This is a genomic window from Cupriavidus sp. CP313, from assembly GCF_054072015.1.
Map to the genome: position 1 here is coordinate 1 of NZ_JBSVZB010000067.1, position 15,936 is coordinate 15,936.

21 protein-coding genes and 1 pseudogene are annotated in these 15,936 nt (G+C 59.6%); 16 read left to right on the forward strand and 6 right to left on the reverse strand.

The genetic code is table 11. The features are described 5' to 3' along the window. The first annotated feature begins 237 nt into the window (after positions 1–237). The 6 genes from ACW4E8_RS40430 to ACW4E8_RS40455 all read left to right on the forward strand — a co-directional run bounded on the left by ACW4E8_RS40430 (position 238) and on the right by ACW4E8_RS40455 (position 7,468). The gene (locus ACW4E8_RS40430; RefSeq protein ID WP_456809599.1) at positions 238–639 is read left to right on the forward strand and encodes a copper resistance protein; all 402 of its coding nucleotides are present in this window, start codon (positions 238–240) and stop codon (positions 637–639) included. Positions 640–709: 70 nt separating this feature from the next. Beyond that, positions 710–2,011 carry a TolC family protein gene (locus ACW4E8_RS40435; protein WP_456809600.1) on the forward strand — a complete coding sequence of 434 codons (1,302 nt, stop codon included), beginning with the start codon at positions 710–712 and terminating at the stop codon, positions 2,009–2,011. Further along, positions 2,008–3,552 carry an efflux RND transporter periplasmic adaptor subunit gene (locus ACW4E8_RS40440; protein WP_456809601.1) on the forward strand — a complete coding sequence of 515 codons (1,545 nt, stop codon included), beginning with the start codon at positions 2,008–2,010 and terminating at the stop codon, positions 3,550–3,552. Before ACW4E8_RS40435 ends, ACW4E8_RS40440 begins: the two co-directional genes overlap by 4 nt. Further along, the gene (locus ACW4E8_RS40445; RefSeq protein WP_456809602.1) at positions 3,549–6,719 is read left to right on the forward strand and encodes an efflux RND transporter permease subunit; all 3,171 of its coding nucleotides are present in this window, start codon (positions 3,549–3,551) and stop codon (positions 6,717–6,719) included. Before ACW4E8_RS40440 ends, ACW4E8_RS40445 begins: the two co-directional genes overlap by 4 nt. After that, a complete protein-coding gene (locus ACW4E8_RS40450; RefSeq protein WP_456809603.1) occupies positions 6,716–7,054 on the forward strand; it encodes a copper-binding protein in 339 nt (112 codons plus the stop codon). Before ACW4E8_RS40445 ends, ACW4E8_RS40450 begins: the two co-directional genes overlap by 4 nt. 156 nt (positions 7,055–7,210) lie before the next feature. Then, the gene (locus ACW4E8_RS40455) at positions 7,211–7,468 is read left to right on the forward strand and encodes a CopK family periplasmic copper-binding protein (RefSeq protein WP_456809604.1); all 258 of its coding nucleotides are present in this window, start codon (positions 7,211–7,213) and stop codon (positions 7,466–7,468) included. Between the two features lie 250 nt (positions 7,469–7,718). Here ACW4E8_RS40455 and ACW4E8_RS40460 read toward each other — a convergent pair whose 3' ends face one another. Then, a complete protein-coding gene (locus tag ACW4E8_RS40460; RefSeq protein ID WP_456809605.1) occupies positions 7,719–8,102 on the reverse strand; it encodes an FTR1 family protein in 384 nt (127 codons plus the stop codon). Positions 8,103–8,152: 50 nt separating this feature from the next. After that, positions 8,153–8,665 (reverse strand): cation transporter dimerization domain-containing protein, encoded by a 513-nt coding sequence (locus tag ACW4E8_RS40465; protein WP_456809619.1) that lies wholly within the window; start codon positions 8,663–8,665, stop codon positions 8,153–8,155. Between ACW4E8_RS40465 and ACW4E8_RS40470 the strand changes: the two are divergent. Continuing rightward, a pseudogene (locus ACW4E8_RS40470) lies at positions 8,600–8,788 on the forward strand (efflux RND transporter permease subunit); the annotation flags it as partial. The gene ACW4E8_RS40465 and the pseudogene ACW4E8_RS40470 sit on opposite strands and share 66 nt — an antisense overlap. Positions 8,789–8,804: 16 nt before the next feature. Continuing rightward, positions 8,805–9,140, forward strand: coding sequence for a copper-binding protein (locus tag ACW4E8_RS40475; protein WP_456809606.1), 336 nt, complete (start codon positions 8,805–8,807; stop codon positions 9,138–9,140). A 337-nt stretch (positions 9,141–9,477) separates the two neighbouring features. Here ACW4E8_RS40475 and ACW4E8_RS40480 read toward each other — a convergent pair whose 3' ends face one another. Next, positions 9,478–10,131, reverse strand: a complete 654-nt coding sequence (locus ACW4E8_RS40480) for an NrsF family protein (RefSeq protein ID WP_456809607.1) — start codon at positions 10,129–10,131, stop codon at positions 9,478–9,480. Beyond that, the gene (locus tag ACW4E8_RS40485; RefSeq protein ID WP_456809608.1) at positions 10,128–10,655 is read right to left on the reverse strand and encodes a sigma-70 family RNA polymerase sigma factor; all 528 of its coding nucleotides are present in this window, start codon (positions 10,653–10,655) and stop codon (positions 10,128–10,130) included. The genes ACW4E8_RS40480 and ACW4E8_RS40485 overlap by 4 nt, the downstream gene beginning before the upstream one ends. A gap of 264 nt (positions 10,656–10,919) precedes the next feature. On the opposite strand from ACW4E8_RS40485, the gene ACW4E8_RS40490 reads away from it, so the two are divergent. The 4 genes from ACW4E8_RS40490 to ACW4E8_RS40505 are packed head-to-tail and all read left to right on the forward strand — an operon-like array spanning position 10,920 to position 13,403. Next, the gene (locus ACW4E8_RS40490) at positions 10,920–11,240 is read left to right on the forward strand and encodes a BufA1 family periplasmic bufferin-type metallophore (protein WP_456809609.1); all 321 of its coding nucleotides are present in this window, start codon (positions 10,920–10,922) and stop codon (positions 11,238–11,240) included. A gap of 15 nt (positions 11,241–11,255) precedes the next feature. Beyond that, positions 11,256–12,146 (forward strand): MNIO family bufferin maturase, encoded by an 891-nt coding sequence (gene bufB, locus ACW4E8_RS40495; RefSeq protein ID WP_456809610.1) that lies wholly within the window; start codon positions 11,256–11,258, stop codon positions 12,144–12,146. Then, positions 12,118–12,918, forward strand: a complete 801-nt coding sequence (locus ACW4E8_RS40500; RefSeq protein WP_456809611.1) for an HvfC/BufC family peptide modification chaperone — start codon at positions 12,118–12,120, stop codon at positions 12,916–12,918. Before bufB ends, ACW4E8_RS40500 begins: the two co-directional genes overlap by 29 nt. A 56-nt stretch (positions 12,919–12,974) precedes the next feature. After that, complete coding sequence (locus ACW4E8_RS40505; protein WP_456809612.1) at positions 12,975–13,403, forward strand: DoxX family protein; 429 nt, start codon at positions 12,975–12,977, stop codon at positions 13,401–13,403. A 138-nt stretch (positions 13,404–13,541) separates the two neighbouring features. Here ACW4E8_RS40505 and ACW4E8_RS40510 read toward each other — a convergent pair whose 3' ends face one another. Continuing rightward, positions 13,542–13,943 carry a MerR family transcriptional regulator gene (locus ACW4E8_RS40510; RefSeq protein WP_456809613.1) on the reverse strand — a complete coding sequence of 134 codons (402 nt, stop codon included), beginning with the start codon at positions 13,941–13,943 and terminating at the stop codon, positions 13,542–13,544. 63 nt (positions 13,944–14,006) lie between these two features. Here ACW4E8_RS40510 and ACW4E8_RS40515 point away from each other — a divergent pair, with 63 nt between their 5' ends. Genes ACW4E8_RS40515 through ACW4E8_RS40530 form a run of 4 tightly spaced genes read left to right on the forward strand, consistent with a single transcriptional unit; the run spans position 14,007 to position 15,089 of the window. Then, the gene (locus ACW4E8_RS40515; RefSeq protein WP_456809614.1) at positions 14,007–14,357 is read left to right on the forward strand and encodes a mercuric transporter MerT family protein; all 351 of its coding nucleotides are present in this window, start codon (positions 14,007–14,009) and stop codon (positions 14,355–14,357) included. 9 nt (positions 14,358–14,366) lie between these two features. Then, positions 14,367–14,654 carry a mercury resistance system periplasmic binding protein MerP gene (gene merP / locus ACW4E8_RS40520; protein WP_456809615.1) on the forward strand — a complete coding sequence of 96 codons (288 nt, stop codon included), beginning with the start codon at positions 14,367–14,369 and terminating at the stop codon, positions 14,652–14,654. Beyond that, entirely contained in the window at positions 14,651–14,890 is a 240-nt protein-coding gene (locus ACW4E8_RS40525) for a GDCCVxC domain-containing (seleno)protein (RefSeq protein ID WP_456809616.1), read from the forward strand. Before merP ends, ACW4E8_RS40525 begins: the two co-directional genes overlap by 4 nt. Before the next feature lie 25 nt (positions 14,891–14,915). Continuing rightward, positions 14,916–15,089, forward strand: coding sequence for a YgiT-type zinc finger protein (locus ACW4E8_RS40530; protein ID WP_456809617.1), 174 nt, complete (start codon positions 14,916–14,918; stop codon positions 15,087–15,089). Between the two features lie 303 nt (positions 15,090–15,392). Here ACW4E8_RS40530 and ACW4E8_RS40535 read toward each other — a convergent pair. Continuing rightward, positions 15,393–15,936: MFS transporter (locus ACW4E8_RS40535; protein ID WP_456809618.1), on the reverse strand; the 544-nt coding region annotated here is incomplete at its 5' end.

A 15,936-nucleotide genomic window follows, 5' to 3' on the forward strand; every position in this document is an offset into this window, starting at 1 on the left:
GCCAAGGCGGCTGGCTGACGGGAGCCAGGTGGGTCAGTTTTACTTCGGCGATTCTTGCCAAAGTGGGTCAGATTTAAATCGGCGTTGACAAGTAAGCGGTCACGGCGATTCCGTGCGGGCCTCCCGACTCAAGGACGGCCTGCCGGAACGCCACGAACGTGCGACAAGCGGCCGCAGTCGACGTGCGCTGGTCGCGGCTAAACGCAGGTACTATCCTTGAAAAAATAGCAAGCTCACATGCATAAGTCTTTGCGCCGGCTCTGGATTGCCGGGTTCCTGCTAGCCGCATTCCTGACAGTTCAGCTGGCAGCGGCGGCGTACGCCTGTATGGGCAGCCGTTATTCGCTCAGCCCGATGGCCGATATGGCAGGGATGACGGAGTCGTGCCCGGAAATGGCCGCAAATGCGCAGCAAGACACCAGCAAGCACGATGGCCTCTGCCTCGAGCATTGCCAACTGAATGCAAAGTCAGCGGACCACTACTCACCGCAGGTTCCGGCTTTCATGCCGGTCCTTCTGCGTGTGGTGGAACCAGCCCCTGCTCCCGCTGTTGGGAACCTCACGCTAGTGCAGGGGAATGCGGTCGCTCGCGCCCCGCCGCCGCCCCTCTCCATCCTCCACTGTTGTTATCGAACGTAGCCTCCTGAGCAACGCCAATCGGGTGCTGTCTCGTGAAAGCGAGACAGCTGTCGTTGCTTCAGGAGTCTCTATGCTTTTCCGTCGTCGCTTTATGCGGGCGCTCCTTTGCGCGCCTCTGTTTGGGTTGGTCGTGCCAGTCTTTACGCACGCTCAGACCACGCCAACCCTTTCCATCGAAGAAGCCATTGCGCTAGCCACCACTCGCGCCGCCGATGCCGAAACCTCACATGGTGCGGTTGAATCTGCCGTGCAAATGGCGGTGGCGGCGGGCCAACTGCCAGACCCGGTGCTCAAGCTCGGGCTCGACAACGTTCCAGTTACCGGTCCTGACAAGTTCTCCCTCAGCCGGGACTTCATGACCATGCGCTCCATCAGTGTGATGCAGGAGTTCACGCGCTCGGACAAGCGCAGAGCGCGCGCGGAGCGCTTTGAAGCGCAAGCCGCGGCAGCTGAGGCGCAACGGACAGTTGGCCTTGCCGCTGTTCAGCGGGGCGTCGCTGCCGCCTGGCTCGAACGCTGGTATGCCGAGCAGACGGAAGCGCTGCTCGGCCACCACAACCATCCACTTGAACTCGAACTGCAGGCAGCGACCGCCGCCTATCGAAGCGGACGAGGCACGCGCGCGGATGTGCTGGCAGCGGAAATGGAAATCCAAAAGCTGCAGGACCGGCGTGATGAGAACCGGGTCGCCATCGACGCCGCCAAGGCAAATCTCGAACGATGGGTCGGCCAAGCCGCCAATCGCCCGCTCTCGGAGCGACCAACCCTGGGTATTTCCCAGCGCGTCCAGCAACTTGCCGGGGCCGAACTGGATGGCATACCAGAGTTGGCAGCATCCCAGCGCGACATTGCCCTGGCCGCAGCCGACGTTCGCGTCGCGAGCGAAGGGAGGAAGCCGGACGTGACCGTTGAGCTGACGTACAGCCAACGCGGCTCTGCCTTTTCCAATATGGCCTCGCTCAATGTCAGCTTTCCCGTTCCTTGGGACCGGGGCAATCGCCAGGACCGAGAAGTTGCCGCGAAGCTGGCGGAGGCGCAAGAGGCACGCGCCAAGAACGAAGTCATAGTGCGCAATACCCGAGCCATGGTCGCCGCAAAGCTTGCCGAGCTCCAACGCAATCTCGACCGGCTCAAGCGCTACGACGAGAAGACATTGCCGCTTGCCAATGCCCAGGCTGACGCCGCACTGACTGCATACCGGGCGAACACCGGGACGCTCTCCGCCGTAGCCGAGGCAAACCATCGCGCCATCGATACGGCTATCGAACGGCTGACGCTCGAGGCCAAGACAGCAAGGCTGTGGGCAGAGCTGACGTATCTCATCCCCCTGCCTACCGCGCAGACTGAGCCGGCCATGAAGGAATCCAAATGAAGAAGCAAGCCATTTCCATCGCGGTGGGCCTCATCGTCTTGGGTGCCGGCATCTACGGCGGCTATCGTCTCGGCGTCTCCCGGGGCGAGCAGGTGGCACAAGGGTCACCGACCGCAACAGCCTCAGTGGAGTCCGGGGCAAAGGTCGGGGACATCGACCCTAAGACGGGCAAGAAGATTCTGTACTGGCACGACCCAATGGTGCCGGGCCAGCGTTTCGATAAGCCAGGCAAGTCGCCATTCATGGACATGCAGCTGGCGCCGGTCTACGAGGATGCTGGCGGAGGCGGCGCTGCCGTCACTATCGACAGCCGTGTCACCCAGAACCTCGGCATCCGGACGGCCGAGGTCAAGCTGGGGCGGCTCGAATCGGTTCTTGAGGTTCCCGGCAACGTCACCATCAATGAGCGTGGCATCGAGGTCATTCAGGCCCGCACCTCAGGTTTTGTCGAGCACGCCTATGCACGGACCACGCTTGAGCCGGTCAAGCGCGGTCAGGCGCTCGTCGTCATCTACTCCCCGGACTGGGTGGCAGCCCAGGAAGAATACCTCGCGGTCGCCCGCATGAGCGGCAGCCTGCAGGGCGACCTGCGCGGCGCCGCCGTAGCCCGGATGCGACAGGCAGGGATGACCGAGAGCCAAATCCGGCTGGTCGAGACGACCGGCAAGCTGCAGCTCCGCCTCAGCATCTTCAGCTCCGTCGATGGCGTCGTCACGGAAATCGGCGCACGCGACGGGATGACGGTCTCTCCCGGCATGACGCTCTTCCGTGTGGCCGACCTCTCTACAGTCTGGGTCCTGGCGGAAGTGCCAGAGAGCCAGGCCGCATCCGCCAGGCCTGGACAGCAAATCTCGGCCACCACTGCGGCGCTTCCTGGACGAACGCTGACTGGCAAGGTGGAGGCCATCCTGCCAGACGTCAATCCAGGCACCCGCACGCTGAAAGTCCGTATCGAACTGCAGAACAAGAATCGCCAATTGCTGCCGGGCATGTTCGTGAGCGTCCGGTTTGGCGCACAGGGTGGCGCGGACCGGCTGCTCGTCCCCACGGAAGCCCTTATCCGTACCGGCACGCGCACGGTGGCCATGGTGGAGACCGACAAGGGCGGCTACAGCCCAATTGAGGTGAAGACCGGTGCGGAAGCGAACGGGCAAACGGAGATTACGGAGGGCCTGAAGGCAGGCCAAAAGGTGGTTGTTTCAGGTCAGTTCCTGCTCGACTCGGAAGCCAGCCTGCGCGGCAGCGCCACGCGCATGGAAAACGCGTCTGCACCATCGGCACCTGTGGCCAGGGGCCCCGAACACGAGGGCGTCGGGCGCATCGAGGCCATCACCCCGGAGGGCGTGACTATCTCCCATGGACCTATCACTACGCTCCAGTGGGGCGCCATGACCATGGACTTCAAGGCACCCGCATCGGGACTGCCCAAGGGCCTGAAGGAGGGCCAGCAGATTCATTTCCGCTTCCGCATGGACAACGAGGACAGGCCCGTGCTGTCATCTGTGCAGGCTGCCAGCGAAAGCGCGGGAGGCAAGCCATGATTGCGAATCTCATCCGCTGGTCCATCCGAAATCGATTTCTGGTACTCCTGGTCACCGTCATCCTGACAGCCTGGGGCATCTGGGCGGCACGCAGCACGCCGCTGGATGCCTTGCCTGACCTTTCCGATGTCCAGGTCATCATCCGCACCACGTACCCGGGGCAGGCGCCGCAGATTATCGAGAACCAGGTCACCTACCCCCTGACAACGACCATGCTGTCGGTACCGGGCGCGAAGACAGTGCGCGGCTACTCGTTCTTCGGGGATTCCTTCGTCTATGTGCTCTTTGAAGACGGCACGGACCCGTACTGGGCACGCTCCCGCGTGCTGGAATATCTGAACCAGGTCCAGTCCCGGCTGCCAGCCGCCGCCAAGCCTGCGCTTGGTCCGGATGCGACAGGGGTCGGTTGGGTGTACGAATACACGCTCATCGACAAGACTGGCCAGCGCGACCTCTCGCAATTGCGCGCGCTGCAGGACTGGTTCCTGCGCTTTGAGTTGAAGTCACTGCCCAATGTCTCCGAGGTAGCCCCAATCGGCGGGATGGTGAAGCAGTATCAGGTCGTATTGATGCCGGATAAGCTGCGCGCTTACAACATCCCCCAGTCCAGGGTCCTGGAAGCGTTGAAGGGGGCGAACCAGGAAGCTGGAGGCTCCGTCCTTGAACTTGGCGAAGCCGAGTACGCGGTGCGAGCCTCGGGGTACCTGAAGACACTGGATGATTTTCGGCAGATTCCCCTCAACGTCAGCAGTACTGGCATTCCGGTCCGGCTCGGCGACGTGGCAACGCTTCAGCTCGGTCCCGAAAGCCGGCGGGGTATCAGCGAGCTGAACGGTGAAGGAGAGGTCGCCGGCGGCGTCGTCATCATGCGGTCCGGCAAGAATGCACTGGAAACCATCGAAGCGGTCAAGGCAAAGCTTGAGACCCTCAAGAAGAGCCTCCCGCCCGGCGTGGAGATTGTGCCGACATACGACCGGTCCAGCCTCATCAATCGGGCAGTTGAGAACCTCACACACAAGCTTGTGGAGGAGTTCATCGTTGTGGCCGTGGTCTGCCTTGTGTTCCTGTTTCACCTGCGGTCCGCGCTGGTCGCTATCGTTTCCCTACCGCTCGGGGTACTGGCTGCCTTCCTAGTGATGCGCTATCAAGGCGTGAACGCCAACATCATGTCTCTGGGTGGTATTGCGATTGCCATCGGTGCCATGGTTGATGCGGCAGTGGTAATGATTGAGAACGCGCACAAGCACATCGAGCACTGGCGGGCAGAGAATCCTGGCCGGCACCTGCGCGGTGACGAGCAATGGCGAGTGATTGGTGATTCCGCTGCTGAAGTCGGGCCAGCGCTTTTCTTCTCGCTGCTCATCATCACGCTCTCCTTCATTCCGGTCTTCACACTCGAAGCGCAGGAAGGTCGATTGTTCTCGCCGCTGGCCTTCACCAAGACCTACTCGATGGCCGCAGCGGCCGGCTTGGCGGTGACGCTGATTCCGGTCCTGATGGGGTATCTCATTCGCGGCAGAATTCCGTCGGAGCAGGCGAATCCGTTGAACCGCTTTCTCATTCGCCTGTACCAGCCGGTGCTTGCGCGCGTGCTGCGCTTTCCAAAGACGACCATCCTCGTGGCCGCGCTTCTGCTTGCCGCCACCGCCTGGCCCATCCTGCGAGTCGGCGGTGAATTTATGCCACCACTGGACGAGGGTGACTTGCTTTACATGCCTTCGGCGTTGCCGGGGTTGTCGGCCGGCAAGGCATCCCAGTTGCTGCAGCAGACTGACCGCCTCATCAAAACCGTGCCGGAGGTTGCAACTGTGTTTGGCAAGGCGGGTCGAGCCGATTCGGCAACCGACCCGGCACCGATGGAAATGTTCGAAACCACCATCCAGTTTAAGCCGCGTGAACAATGGCGGGCCGGGATGACGCCGGACAAACTGGTGGAAGAGCTGGACAAGGTGGTCAAAGTGCCAGGACTGTCCAATGTCTGGGTGCCCCCGATTCGCAATCGTATCGATATGCTCGCCACCGGCATCAAGAGTCCGGTGGGCATCAAGGTGGCCGGCACGGATTTGAAGGAAATCGACAAGCTCGCCAGCCAAATAGAGCAGGCCGTCAAGTCGGTACCAGGCGTCACCTCCGCTTTGGCGGAACGCCTCACCGGGGGACGGTACGTCGACGTTAATATCGACCGCCTGGCGGCCGGCCGATACGGCCTCAACGTTGACGACGTCCAAAGCATCGTGACATCGGCTATCGGCGGCGAGAACGTTAGTGAGGTGGTGGATGGCCTGGCCCGTTTCCCCATCAACGTACGCTACCCACGGGACTATCGCGACTCGGTGGAGCAGTTGCGCATGCTTCCTGTCGTGACCAACAGCGGGCAGCAAATTCTGCTGTCGGATATCGCGCGTATTCAGGTGACACAGGGCCCGCCGATGCTGCGCAGCGAGAACGCCAGACTCTCAGGCTGGGTCTATGTAGACATCCGGGGGCGCGACCTTCAGTCGGCCGTGCAGGAAATGCAATCTGTCGTAGCCAAGGCAGTCCCACTACCCGCCGGCTACTCCATCAGTTGGTCCGGACAGTTCGAGTACCTTGAGCGTGCCACCCAGAAGCTGAAGGTGGTGGTACCGTTCACGCTGCTCATCATCTTTCTGCTGCTTTACCTTACCTTCGGTCGATTCGACGAAGCCCTGCTCATCATGGCGACCCTGCCGTTCGCGCTGGTGGGCGGGTTCTGGCTGCTATACCTGCTTGGCCATAACGTTTCGGTGGCAAGCGTCGTCGGATTCATTGCGCTAGCCGGCGTGGCGGCAGAGTTCGGCGTCATCATGCTGCTCTACCTGAAGCAATCCTGGCTCAAGAAGATAGAGAGCGGGAACTCTGACGAGCCTGCCCTGCTGGAGGCTATTCAAGAAGGCGCGGTGCTACGAGTCCGGCCCAAGGCAATGACGGTGGCAGTCATCCTGGCCGGCCTATTACCCATTATGTGGTCCGGCGGGACCGGCTCAGAAGTGATGCAGCGCATCGCCGCGCCGATGGTTGGGGGTATGGTCACAGCCCCCTTGCTCTCGCTATTTGTTGTTCCGGCCGCCTATCTCCTGATGCGCACGCGCCGGATAAGTTCACCCACCGCATCCACCAACCCCACCCTTAGAAAGGAATCGCTATGAAATACGCCAACGCCCTCTCAATCGTTCTTGCCCTTGCAGCCGCACCGGCAGCCTTCGCTGCTGGGTCAATGGATGGCATGGACATGAAGCCGGCCACCCAATCTCAGCAAGCACCGCGTCCTGTCGCTGCCGAAATCAAAAAGATTGACCAAAAAGCAGGCAAGGTGACACTCAAGCATGACCCCATCGAAAACCTTGGGATGAGTGCAATGACAATGGCCTTCCCGGTGAAAAACCGGGCTGTCTTAAAGAATTTCAAGGTGGGCGACACCGTGTCCGTTACTTTCGACAACGTGGATGGCAAGGCGACTGTGGTCGAAATGCGTCGCCCCTAATCTTCTTCTGAGCACCACTAAAGAAGGCGCGGTGCTCAGAACTTGTGAAAGGCCTATGACAATCACGGGGCCTGAAAGGAGGTGAATGCCAAGTTGCGCTCATCCGGCACACCGCCGGTGTGCCGATTTCCATCCGAATTGAAAAGGAGACATGTCATGCGTAGATACATTCTTCCCCTGATGATGCTGTTTTCCCTCTCCGCTTTCGCTGCCCAAGAGCAGACCATCGAGCTCAAGGACGGGGGCAAGGTCATGGTTAAGAAGGACGGCACCATGGTCCATATCGACGCCGCTGGCAACCGCGTCAAGATGCGAGACAACGTCATCATGGAGGCCAAGGACGGAACGAAGTTCATGATGAAGAACAATGCTCTCTGGAAGCAGCTCACTGATAAGGGAACCCTGAAACCGTGAATCCGAAGTTCTAAGTTAGGGCGGATGGCCCTCCGGGAGCAGCGGGCACGGCGCGCTCTAGGGATAGAGGGCTTCGCAAGACTTCCTTCGTGGCATATAGACCGGCGCGTCATGCACGCCGGTCCTTCATTCTAACGACGGACTGCCACAAGGCGTTAGCCGACCTTTGAGCTCTACCGTTTCAAAGCAAACGGTTCTTGCAGGAGTCTTTTCTCAAACCAGGAGTTTTTGGTTAACGTAGGTATCCGGTTTAGCCTTTTCCCACCTGTGTCGCTGTTTTTCGATAGGACACCGTGGCAAAGATGAGGAACGCGAGAGGTATGAGGACGAGGCTGTAGCTCAGCCAGATGCCATAGACACCTTCGGGTCCATAGGGCTCTGTCACGTTGTGCCAAAGCTCATTATTGACGAGCGGGAGCGCGCCTGCTTCCGAGAACTCGTGAACTGCGTAGATGGCCAGCTGAATGGAGAATAGCACCATAAAAACTGCTGTAACCTGGAAGAACAATGACAGGTTGACCTTCCGCCCGTACCGAGTCCACGCCCAGGCCAACACACCAGCGCAAGCAATGCCCAGCACACCGCCCAAGGCTAGCTGGCCTGTAGCAGCGCCAGCTGCGAGAGATGCAATCATTGTCGCCGCCTCGACGCCTCCACGTCTCCACGTCTCCACGTCTCCACGTCTCACATCAGCATCACGAAGACAAAGACGACCATCCAGGGCCCCAAGGCCCTCTCGTCGGAGACCTTCGAAAGGCGATTACGGATTTCTCCCGCCATCTCTTTTCCATGTCTGAGCATATGCCAGGAAATAACCAGAATGCCTGCCAGCAGAGCGAGCCACTCTTCAATGCGTATGCCCCCCGGCGGATGGTGGTGGTCCTTCTCATCCTTCTTGCCGGGGTTGCTCTGCCCCAAAACCTGTGCCGCTGATTCAAAGTGTTGCGATGCGGTCGACTGCCTGCAGGGTATCGACTCACATTGAATAGTCACGTGTGTGATGCCGAACTGTTGCGCTAGTTGTTCTCGAATGGCCGGGAGAATGTCTCTTTCCGCGTCAACTTCAATATCGTTCACCAGGTGCGCCGTGAGGCTCGGCTTCCCGCTCGTGAGTGCCCAAACATGGAGGCCATGGACATCCTGGCGGGCATACTGCCGATTATGTGGACTGCCGGTACCGGCTCCGAGGTCATACAGCGCATTGCCGGCCCCATGGTCGGCGGCATGGTCACAGCACTTCTGCTTTCCTTGTTCGTGATTCCTGCAGTCTTCCTGCTGCTTCGTCGCCCGACGGCAAAGCGAGTTTTTCCCCAACCTTGAAAAAAGGAGTTCTTTGATGAAACGCGTTCTGGTATCCCTCGCGACGGCTTGCGCTGCCTTTGCTCTCCCCGCCTATGCTGCCGATGACATGGCAGGTATGAATATGAAGCCGACAGGCGCGATGTCTGCACCAAAGCCTGTCGAGGCCGAAGTACGGAAAGTCGACGCGGCAAATGGTAAGGTCACCCTCAAGCACGGCCCCATCGAAAACCTAGACATGTCTGCCATGACCATGACGTTTCCCGTCAAGGACAGAGCTGCCCCGGCGAAGGTTAAGGAGGGCGACAAGGTCAGTGCAACCTTCGACAAAGTCAACGGTGTGGCGACCGTGACAGGCATTGCGCCGAAGTAAGCATAAGCATTCGAAGCGCCTGTCGCCGCTGATGGCCTTCGCGGCGGCCCCAAGTGGCATATGCACAGGCGTGCATGGCACGCCGGTCCCTCTCCTAAACGACACTCTGGCACAAGGCGATTAGCCGACCATTAAGGCTAAATGTTTCAGAGTTTTGGCATTTGCCGAAGCCCACCTCTTGACCAAGACTTTTTCGTTAACGTAGCCAAACGGGTTTAGCCTTCTCACCCCGGCTTCGGGACTCTTCGATGGGACAGCGTGGCAACAATGTGGAATACAAGCTGAACAAGGACGAAAACTGAGCGTCTAGTTCCTTACTCGACTCGGAAGACCCCTGTCAACGCGGTGCCAGCCACTCGAGCAATCGCTTCCCGTACCGGCCGCCTAACGCTAGAAACAGCGCCGCCACACCGAAATTCCATAGCAAAATCATGGCTGTGGCCTCGAGCGGGTGCAAGATTGACAGAGCCACGGCCGTCATTGCCGCAACCGCGAGGCTTCCCACCATCGTGACCGGAGTCGGCGACAGTCGAGCAACGTGACGCAGCATAATCAGCATCACAAGTGATAGCGGCGTGGCAACCAATGCCAATGTCGCAAAGCAACGAGCCGTCTCTCCCGCAGACATTCCGTCCGGCCCGATGACGACCCAGTTGGTAAGGCATCCATAGCCAGCCGTGGCAATCCATACGAGAGCCGCCGGCACTGGCAGAAGAAGCCAACGACGCGCCATACCTGGAATGCTGGCGAAAAACACACCCACTGCGGCCAAAACACCGGTGGCCATCGCTGCAGCTACGCTGAAGATAAAGGTTGGCTGATGCAGCTTAAGCGCCAAGTCTGCGCGCACGCCATGCGCGATACCGACGCAGAGCACAACCAGTGCGGCAAACAGAATCCAGCACGTAGCTCGCGTCGCCGGTGCGCGCAGGCGCCGAACCGGCGTTGCGTCCCCAACCAGGCGTTCAATCAGGTCGGAGGTCCGTGTCATGACTTGTTACCTCGCTGCTGCAACAGCTCCCTCAGCCGCTTCATTGCTCGGTGGGTGGCGACCTTCAACGCGGCTACGGACATTCCGCTAGCCGCAGCGGCCTCCTGCAATGACATCTCTTCCAGCTTCATCATGCGCACGGCATCGCGCTGCCCAGCAGGCAGTCGCTCGATGGCTTCCCTTACCAAGCGAGCGTCCACGGCCTCCTCCTGTAAGTTCGCTTCGGCGGCACCAAAGGTTTCCTGCTCTGACTCCAAAGGCATCTCATGCGAGCCAACACGTCCGCGCCGGCGCAGTGCGTCAACAATCCGCCTATTGGCGATAGCAACGAGCCACGGCCCGAACGGGCGAGCCGGGTCGTACGTGTCGCGCACAGAGTGTACCGTTAGCAGCACATCTTGAACCAAGTCCTCAATGTCGTCGCCGCTACGGATTTGCCGTGCAGCAAGCGCCCGAAGGTAGGGCGTGATGGCTTCCAGCAGCCGGCGATAGGCGTCCTTGTCACCGTCTTGCGCCTTGGCCATTGCGACGGACCAGTCCAGCCTCCCGTCATTTCGCCTAGCCAATGCGTCATCCGCACGCGCCTGCGCAGCGGGCTCTTGAGCACCGTTTTCGGGGCCGGAGGGAGGGCTGGAAGAATGTGGATGCCTGAGCATGCGGGAATTTTGCAACATGCATGACCAGTTTGTCGCGCAAAAATATTTCGTTTGGCCTGTAACTTCTGGCGCTGCTCCACCGAACCTTGGTACACGGCCGGAATTCCCGGCCTACCCCTAGGAGGACGCAAGATGAACAGACATGTTTTGGCCGCCTCAACGCTATCGTCAGCAATCGGTCTGGCCCTCGCCTTGCAGGCCTTGCCAGCTCAGGCTCAGGCCACGAAAGACATGAGCGGCATGCCACAAGTTGTCAAAGACAATATGGCACGGATGGAGAAAAACAAGCTAGAGAAGTGCTATGGCATAAACGCCGTGGCAAAGAACGACTGCGCGGAAGGCGCTCACTCCTGTGCGGGCCAAGCGACGCACGCTCGCGATGCAAAGTCGTTCGTTCTGCTTCCCGCTGGGGATTGCAGCAAAATTCAAGGTGGCAAGCTGAAGCCAGCCTGAGCGACGGGGTGTCTCATGCATGCCGGTTTTGCAGCATCGCAGCGTGCACTCGGCCCGATTCCGGCGCGAGCCGGAGTCGGACTGCGCTTCCGACACCATCTGGCGGTACTCGAAGAACGCCCAACAATCTCGTGGTTTGAGGTGCATACCGAGAACTACATGGGCGGAGGCAGCGCCCCGGAGTACCTGGACGCCATTCGACGAGACTACCCCATCTCGCTGCATGGTGTCGGCCTGTCATTGGGTAGCGCGGAAGGGCTGGACGCCAGGCACCTTGAACGCGTGCGTACTGTCATCGAGCGTGTCGAGCCCGGACTGGTCTCTGAACATCTTTCCTGGAGCATCAGTGACGGTACCTACCTCGCCGACCTGCTGCCGTTGCCGCTGACCGAGGAGGCTCTGAGCGTCGTGTGTAGTCATGTCGACCAGGCTCAAAGCTACCTGAAGCGGCGTATCTTGGTCGAGAATCCATCAACTTACTTGCGCTTTAGTCACTCAACCATTCCAGAGTGGGAGTTCCTCGCCGAGGTTAGCCGACGCACCGAGTGCGGCATCCTGTGCGACGTCAACAATATCTATGTCAGCGCCCGCAATCACGGTTGGAATGCACTGACGTATCTGGATGCCTTGCCACCATCGGCGGTTGCGGAGGTCCACTTGGCCGGCCACAGCGTGCGGCAGCTTGACCAGGGTCGTATGCTTTGCATCGACGACCACGGCTCACGTGTCGTACAGCCGGTGTGGAGATTGTTTGCAGAGGCCCTCAAGCGCTTTGGTACCGTGCCGACGCTTATTGAATGGGACACCGATGTGCCACCTCTCGAGGTGCTAATGGAAGAGGCGGTGATAGCCGATGCAGCAATGGAGGGACAGCGAAATGACAGCCTCCGCGCCAACGCTGCTTGAATTGCAACGCGCGGTCCGGCAGGAGTTGCTCGGCTTTGCCGATGGCAACGCCTCCCAGTACGTAGTGCCAGATGGCCTGGACCCGCAGGCGAGACTTGGCATCTATCGCAACACGGCAACTGGTGCACTACTAACGACGCTACGACTCGCCTATCCCGCGGTGCAAGCGCTGGTCGGGCCCGAGTTCTTCGAAGGAGCTGCCAGACAGTTCATCGAGCACAACCCGCCTGCATGCGCCCAACTGGATAGCTATGGCGGAGCATTCCCCGATTTCCTAGAGCAGATGCCGCAGGCGGAGTCTCTTGTCTACCTGCCAGATGCTGCGCGGCTGGAATGGGCAGTGAATGAAGTATTGCATGCGCCAGACACGAACCCTCTCGACCTGGGGCGCCTCCGACAATTGGACGAAGGGGGACTGCAACAAGTTAGCTTCTTGCCGAACCCCGCAGTACGCCTTCTTCAGTCTGCCTATCCGGTGGATGCTATCTGGAATGCGGTCTTGACACGCGATGATAGCGCGCTGGCGAGCATAAACCTGGCCGCTGGCCCTGTCTCCATGTATGTTTGCCGGAGCGCTTCCGGCGTCGATATTGAGCGGATAGGCGCTTGGCAATGGTCATTCACAACTGCATTGCTCGAAGGACGCCCCCTAAACGAAGCGCTAGTCGAAGCGCCTGCTGACGAAGCTCCTGTATGGCTCGCATCCCTGCTCGCGTCGGGATGCTTCGCCAGTGTTCGCCTTTCTGGGCAGCCATACAAGCCAACAGTGTGAGGGCTAGTCAGATGACAAAGACATATCAATCTAACTCACGAAGGCCGGCCAGCCGCATGCTCCGCGCCATTGCGTGGCTGGAGCGGGTTCCTCATACGCTGCTGGCGCTCCCGCTGCGGCTTGCAGTCGCCACCGTCTTTTGGAATTCAGCGATGACCAAACTGGCGGACTGGAATGCCGCACTCGAACTCTTCAGGGAGGAGTACCGAGTGCCATTGCTTCCCCCCGAGATTGCCGCCTATATAGCAGTTTCAATCGAACTAACCGCACCGGTTTTACTTGTTTTGGGCTTGGCAACGCGCCCCGTGGCGCTGGTGCTGCTCGGTATGACTGCAGTTATCGAGGTATTCGTGTATCCGCTGGCTTGGCCGACGCATATCCAATGGGCGGCCATGCTGTTGGTTCTCCTTTGCCGAGGAGCCGGGAACTGGTCACTAGACCACCTCTTATATAAACGCTTCGGCGGCTCGCCCAACGGTCGGTGACTTCGCCCAAAAGTTTGGAAACGCAGGCATACCAATTGATGTCTTCACGTGGCATGCCACTGCTCGTTTGCGAAGTGCAGCGCCCCACCTTCCAGGAACTGGGGAAATAAGTAGTTTGAATGTGCCTGTTACTTGGGCTCACCCGGCATCGCAGAGTGCATCGACCAAAGGGCATGAGGCGTGGTCAGGATTTGCGCGACACTGACTTGTGAGCTTTCGCAATTCGGTTCGCAGTATCCGCAAATCCCTCAGTCGCTCCTCGACAACCTGGAGCTTGCGCTCGGCCAGCGTGCGGACGGTATCGCAGGACCCGCCATCGTTGAGCTGTAGCAGCGCGCGGACCTCGTCCAAGGTGAACCCGAGTGCCTGGGCTCGGCGGATGAAATGCAGCCGCTGCAAGCTCTGTGGAGGATAGCGGCGAAATGTGCCATAGGGCCGTTCCGGTAGCGGCAGGAGACCGCATCGGTGGTAGTAGCGAATTGTTTCTACGCCAACATCCGCCGCCTTCGCCAATTCCCCGATTGATAGTGTCTCGTCCATCACTTGCGTCCGTACTTAACTACGGACCTAGACTACACTTACCGACGTAGGAAAGGAAGTGTAATGACGAGTCGTTGGACTACCCTCAGCGCAGTTTTCGCGGGCGCAGGAGCGGCAATTGGCGCTTCCGCCTGTTGCGCCGGACCATTGCTGCTGGTCATGCTAGGGCTTGGCGGCGTATGGGGCTCTCGGTTAACAGCATTGGAGCCTTTCCAGCCCTTCTTCATCTCGGCGGCGGTTGGGCTATTCGCATTTGCCATCTATCGCCTCTACCGAAAGCCTGAAGCCTGCAATCCAGGGGAAGCCTGCGCAGTTCCGGCGGTGCAGCGCCGCCAGCGGGCCATATTCTGGATAGTCGCGCTGAGCGCTGTTGCGCTGATGACATTCCCATTGTACGCACCGCTCTTTTACTAAGGCGTCACCATGCAAACAAGACTAGTCGCATTGCTCGCGGCAGCTCTCGCCTCAACTGGAGTCTTGGCTGCCAGCACTAGCACCGTCACCCTCGATGTGGGAAAGATGGATTGCGCCGCCTGTCCAATCACGATGCGCATTGCGCTTGAGAAAGTCCCGGGAGTCGAATCCGCCAAGGTCGATTACAAGACCAGACGTGCTGTCGTCACATACGACCCGACGAAGGCGTCCACGGAAGCCTTGACCGCTGCTACCGCCCAAGCTGGGTATCCGTCAACCGTCAGGCAGGGGCAATGATGAGCACTGAGTTGCAATCAATCATCACCTGTCCCCACTGTGGTCACAGCAAAGAAGAGACCATGCCGACCGATGCGTGCCAGTGGTTCTATGAGTGTGAGCAGTGCAATGCCGTGCTGAAGCCAATGGCCGGCGACTGCTGCGTTTTTTGCTCGTATGGCACCATCAAGTGCCCGCCGATGCAGCAACAGCAGGGTTCATGCTGCTCGCCGGCCAGCGCGTCCACCACTAACTGACCCACCACAACTCCGTTCCGCCATCATGCTATGCCCCCTCTGTGACAAGGCTGATTTGACCGCAGTAACTCTAGAGATAGAAGCTCCTGAGCCAAACAAGACTACTGTGCTGAGGGCGATGCAGTGCCCTGCATGCGGCGAAGGAATCATCGAAGAGCGCGAACTCCGCCATGCAGTCGGCGAGCCCCCGACGTCATAAAATATCGACCAAATAGGGGTCCCTTCAGAGAAGCCGCCTCGGGGGCTGAGCACCGCGCATCAACTGCCGTCAATGGCCGTCAATGGCCGTGCCCTGATGGCACGCTTCGCGGTACATAACGCCTGGCCATTTAGTGGCCATTTTGGATAACACGAGTAAAAGAGACGGGGCTTGCGCGGCATGGCGCTGGTTCAACTGGACCCAGCATTGGTACAACGCCGGCGGTCGGGCTTGACGACAAACAGCACGAAACCGAACCCTCTGGCGCCGGCCTGCGACCAGAGTGCCACTATAGTGTTTTGCTCACTCGTAATGCTGCCTCGCATACGCTCGCATGGACCATACCAACGTGATGGTCGCGCTGCAGAACACAGCCCCTCCATAAAACGTGAAGGCGGCCCCGAAGCTATCCCACAGCCAGCCGGCCAATGCACTCGCAACCAGCAGCGCCAGACCGCTAGCCAGATTGAAAATCCCAAATGCCGTGCCCCGGAGGTCTACAGGCGCCGTACCGGTGACCATGGTTGCGAGCAATCCTTGCGTCATTCCCATGTGCAGGCCCCAAAGTGCTACCCCACACAGCGTAACCGCCCAGTGCGAGCCCATTGCAAGTACTACGTCGGCTGCAATCAGCACCACCAGTCCCCACACTAGGAGTTTGGTATGACTATGTGCGTCGGCTAGCTTCCCGAATGGGTAGGCTGAAAGCGAATACACAATATTCATTGCCACAAGAACCAGAGGTGCCAAGAATAGCGGTGGAGCGGCCCCCTGAATCGCCGGACACAGTCCCCCACTTACAATAGCGGGTAGGCATACGACTGTGTTTATGACTAAAACGAAGCAG

Coding starts and splice junctions, on each gene's coding strand:
- ACW4E8_RS40430 (WP_456809599.1), top strand. CDS start 238: ATGCATAAGTCTTTGCGCCGGCTCTGGATTGCCGGGTTCCTGCTAGCC.
- ACW4E8_RS40435 (WP_456809600.1), top strand. CDS start 710: ATGCTTTTCCGTCGTCGCTTTATGCGGGCGCTCCTTTGCGCGCCTCTG.
- ACW4E8_RS40440 (WP_456809601.1), top strand. CDS start 2,008: ATGAAGAAGCAAGCCATTTCCATCGCGGTGGGCCTCATCGTCTTGGGT.
- ACW4E8_RS40445 (WP_456809602.1), top strand. CDS start 3,549: ATGATTGCGAATCTCATCCGCTGGTCCATCCGAAATCGATTTCTGGTA.
- ACW4E8_RS40450 (WP_456809603.1), top strand. CDS start 6,716: ATGAAATACGCCAACGCCCTCTCAATCGTTCTTGCCCTTGCAGCCGCA.
- ACW4E8_RS40455 (WP_456809604.1), top strand. CDS start 7,211: ATGCGTAGATACATTCTTCCCCTGATGATGCTGTTTTCCCTCTCCGCT.
- ACW4E8_RS40460 (WP_456809605.1), bottom strand. CDS start 8,102: ATGATTGCATCTCTCGCAGCTGGCGCTGCTACAGGCCAGCTAGCCTTG.
- ACW4E8_RS40475 (WP_456809606.1), top strand. CDS start 8,805: ATGAAACGCGTTCTGGTATCCCTCGCGACGGCTTGCGCTGCCTTTGCT.
- ACW4E8_RS40480 (WP_456809607.1), bottom strand. CDS start 10,131: ATGACACGGACCTCCGACCTGATTGAACGCCTGGTTGGGGACGCAACG.
- ACW4E8_RS40485 (WP_456809608.1), bottom strand. CDS start 10,655: ATGGCCAAGGCGCAAGACGGTGACAAGGACGCCTATCGCCGGCTGCTG.
- ACW4E8_RS40490 (WP_456809609.1), top strand. CDS start 10,920: ATGAACAGACATGTTTTGGCCGCCTCAACGCTATCGTCAGCAATCGGT.
- bufB (WP_456809610.1), top strand. CDS start 11,256: ATGCATGCCGGTTTTGCAGCATCGCAGCGTGCACTCGGCCCGATTCCG.
- ACW4E8_RS40500 (WP_456809611.1), top strand. CDS start 12,118: ATGACAGCCTCCGCGCCAACGCTGCTTGAATTGCAACGCGCGGTCCGG.
- ACW4E8_RS40505 (WP_456809612.1), top strand. CDS start 12,975: ATGCTCCGCGCCATTGCGTGGCTGGAGCGGGTTCCTCATACGCTGCTG.
- ACW4E8_RS40510 (WP_456809613.1), bottom strand. CDS start 13,943: ATGGACGAGACACTATCAATCGGGGAATTGGCGAAGGCGGCGGATGTT.
- ACW4E8_RS40515 (WP_456809614.1), top strand. CDS start 14,007: ATGACGAGTCGTTGGACTACCCTCAGCGCAGTTTTCGCGGGCGCAGGA.
- merP (WP_456809615.1), top strand. CDS start 14,367: ATGCAAACAAGACTAGTCGCATTGCTCGCGGCAGCTCTCGCCTCAACT.
- ACW4E8_RS40525 (WP_456809616.1), top strand. CDS start 14,651: ATGATGAGCACTGAGTTGCAATCAATCATCACCTGTCCCCACTGTGGT.
- ACW4E8_RS40530 (WP_456809617.1), top strand. CDS start 14,916: ATGCTATGCCCCCTCTGTGACAAGGCTGATTTGACCGCAGTAACTCTA.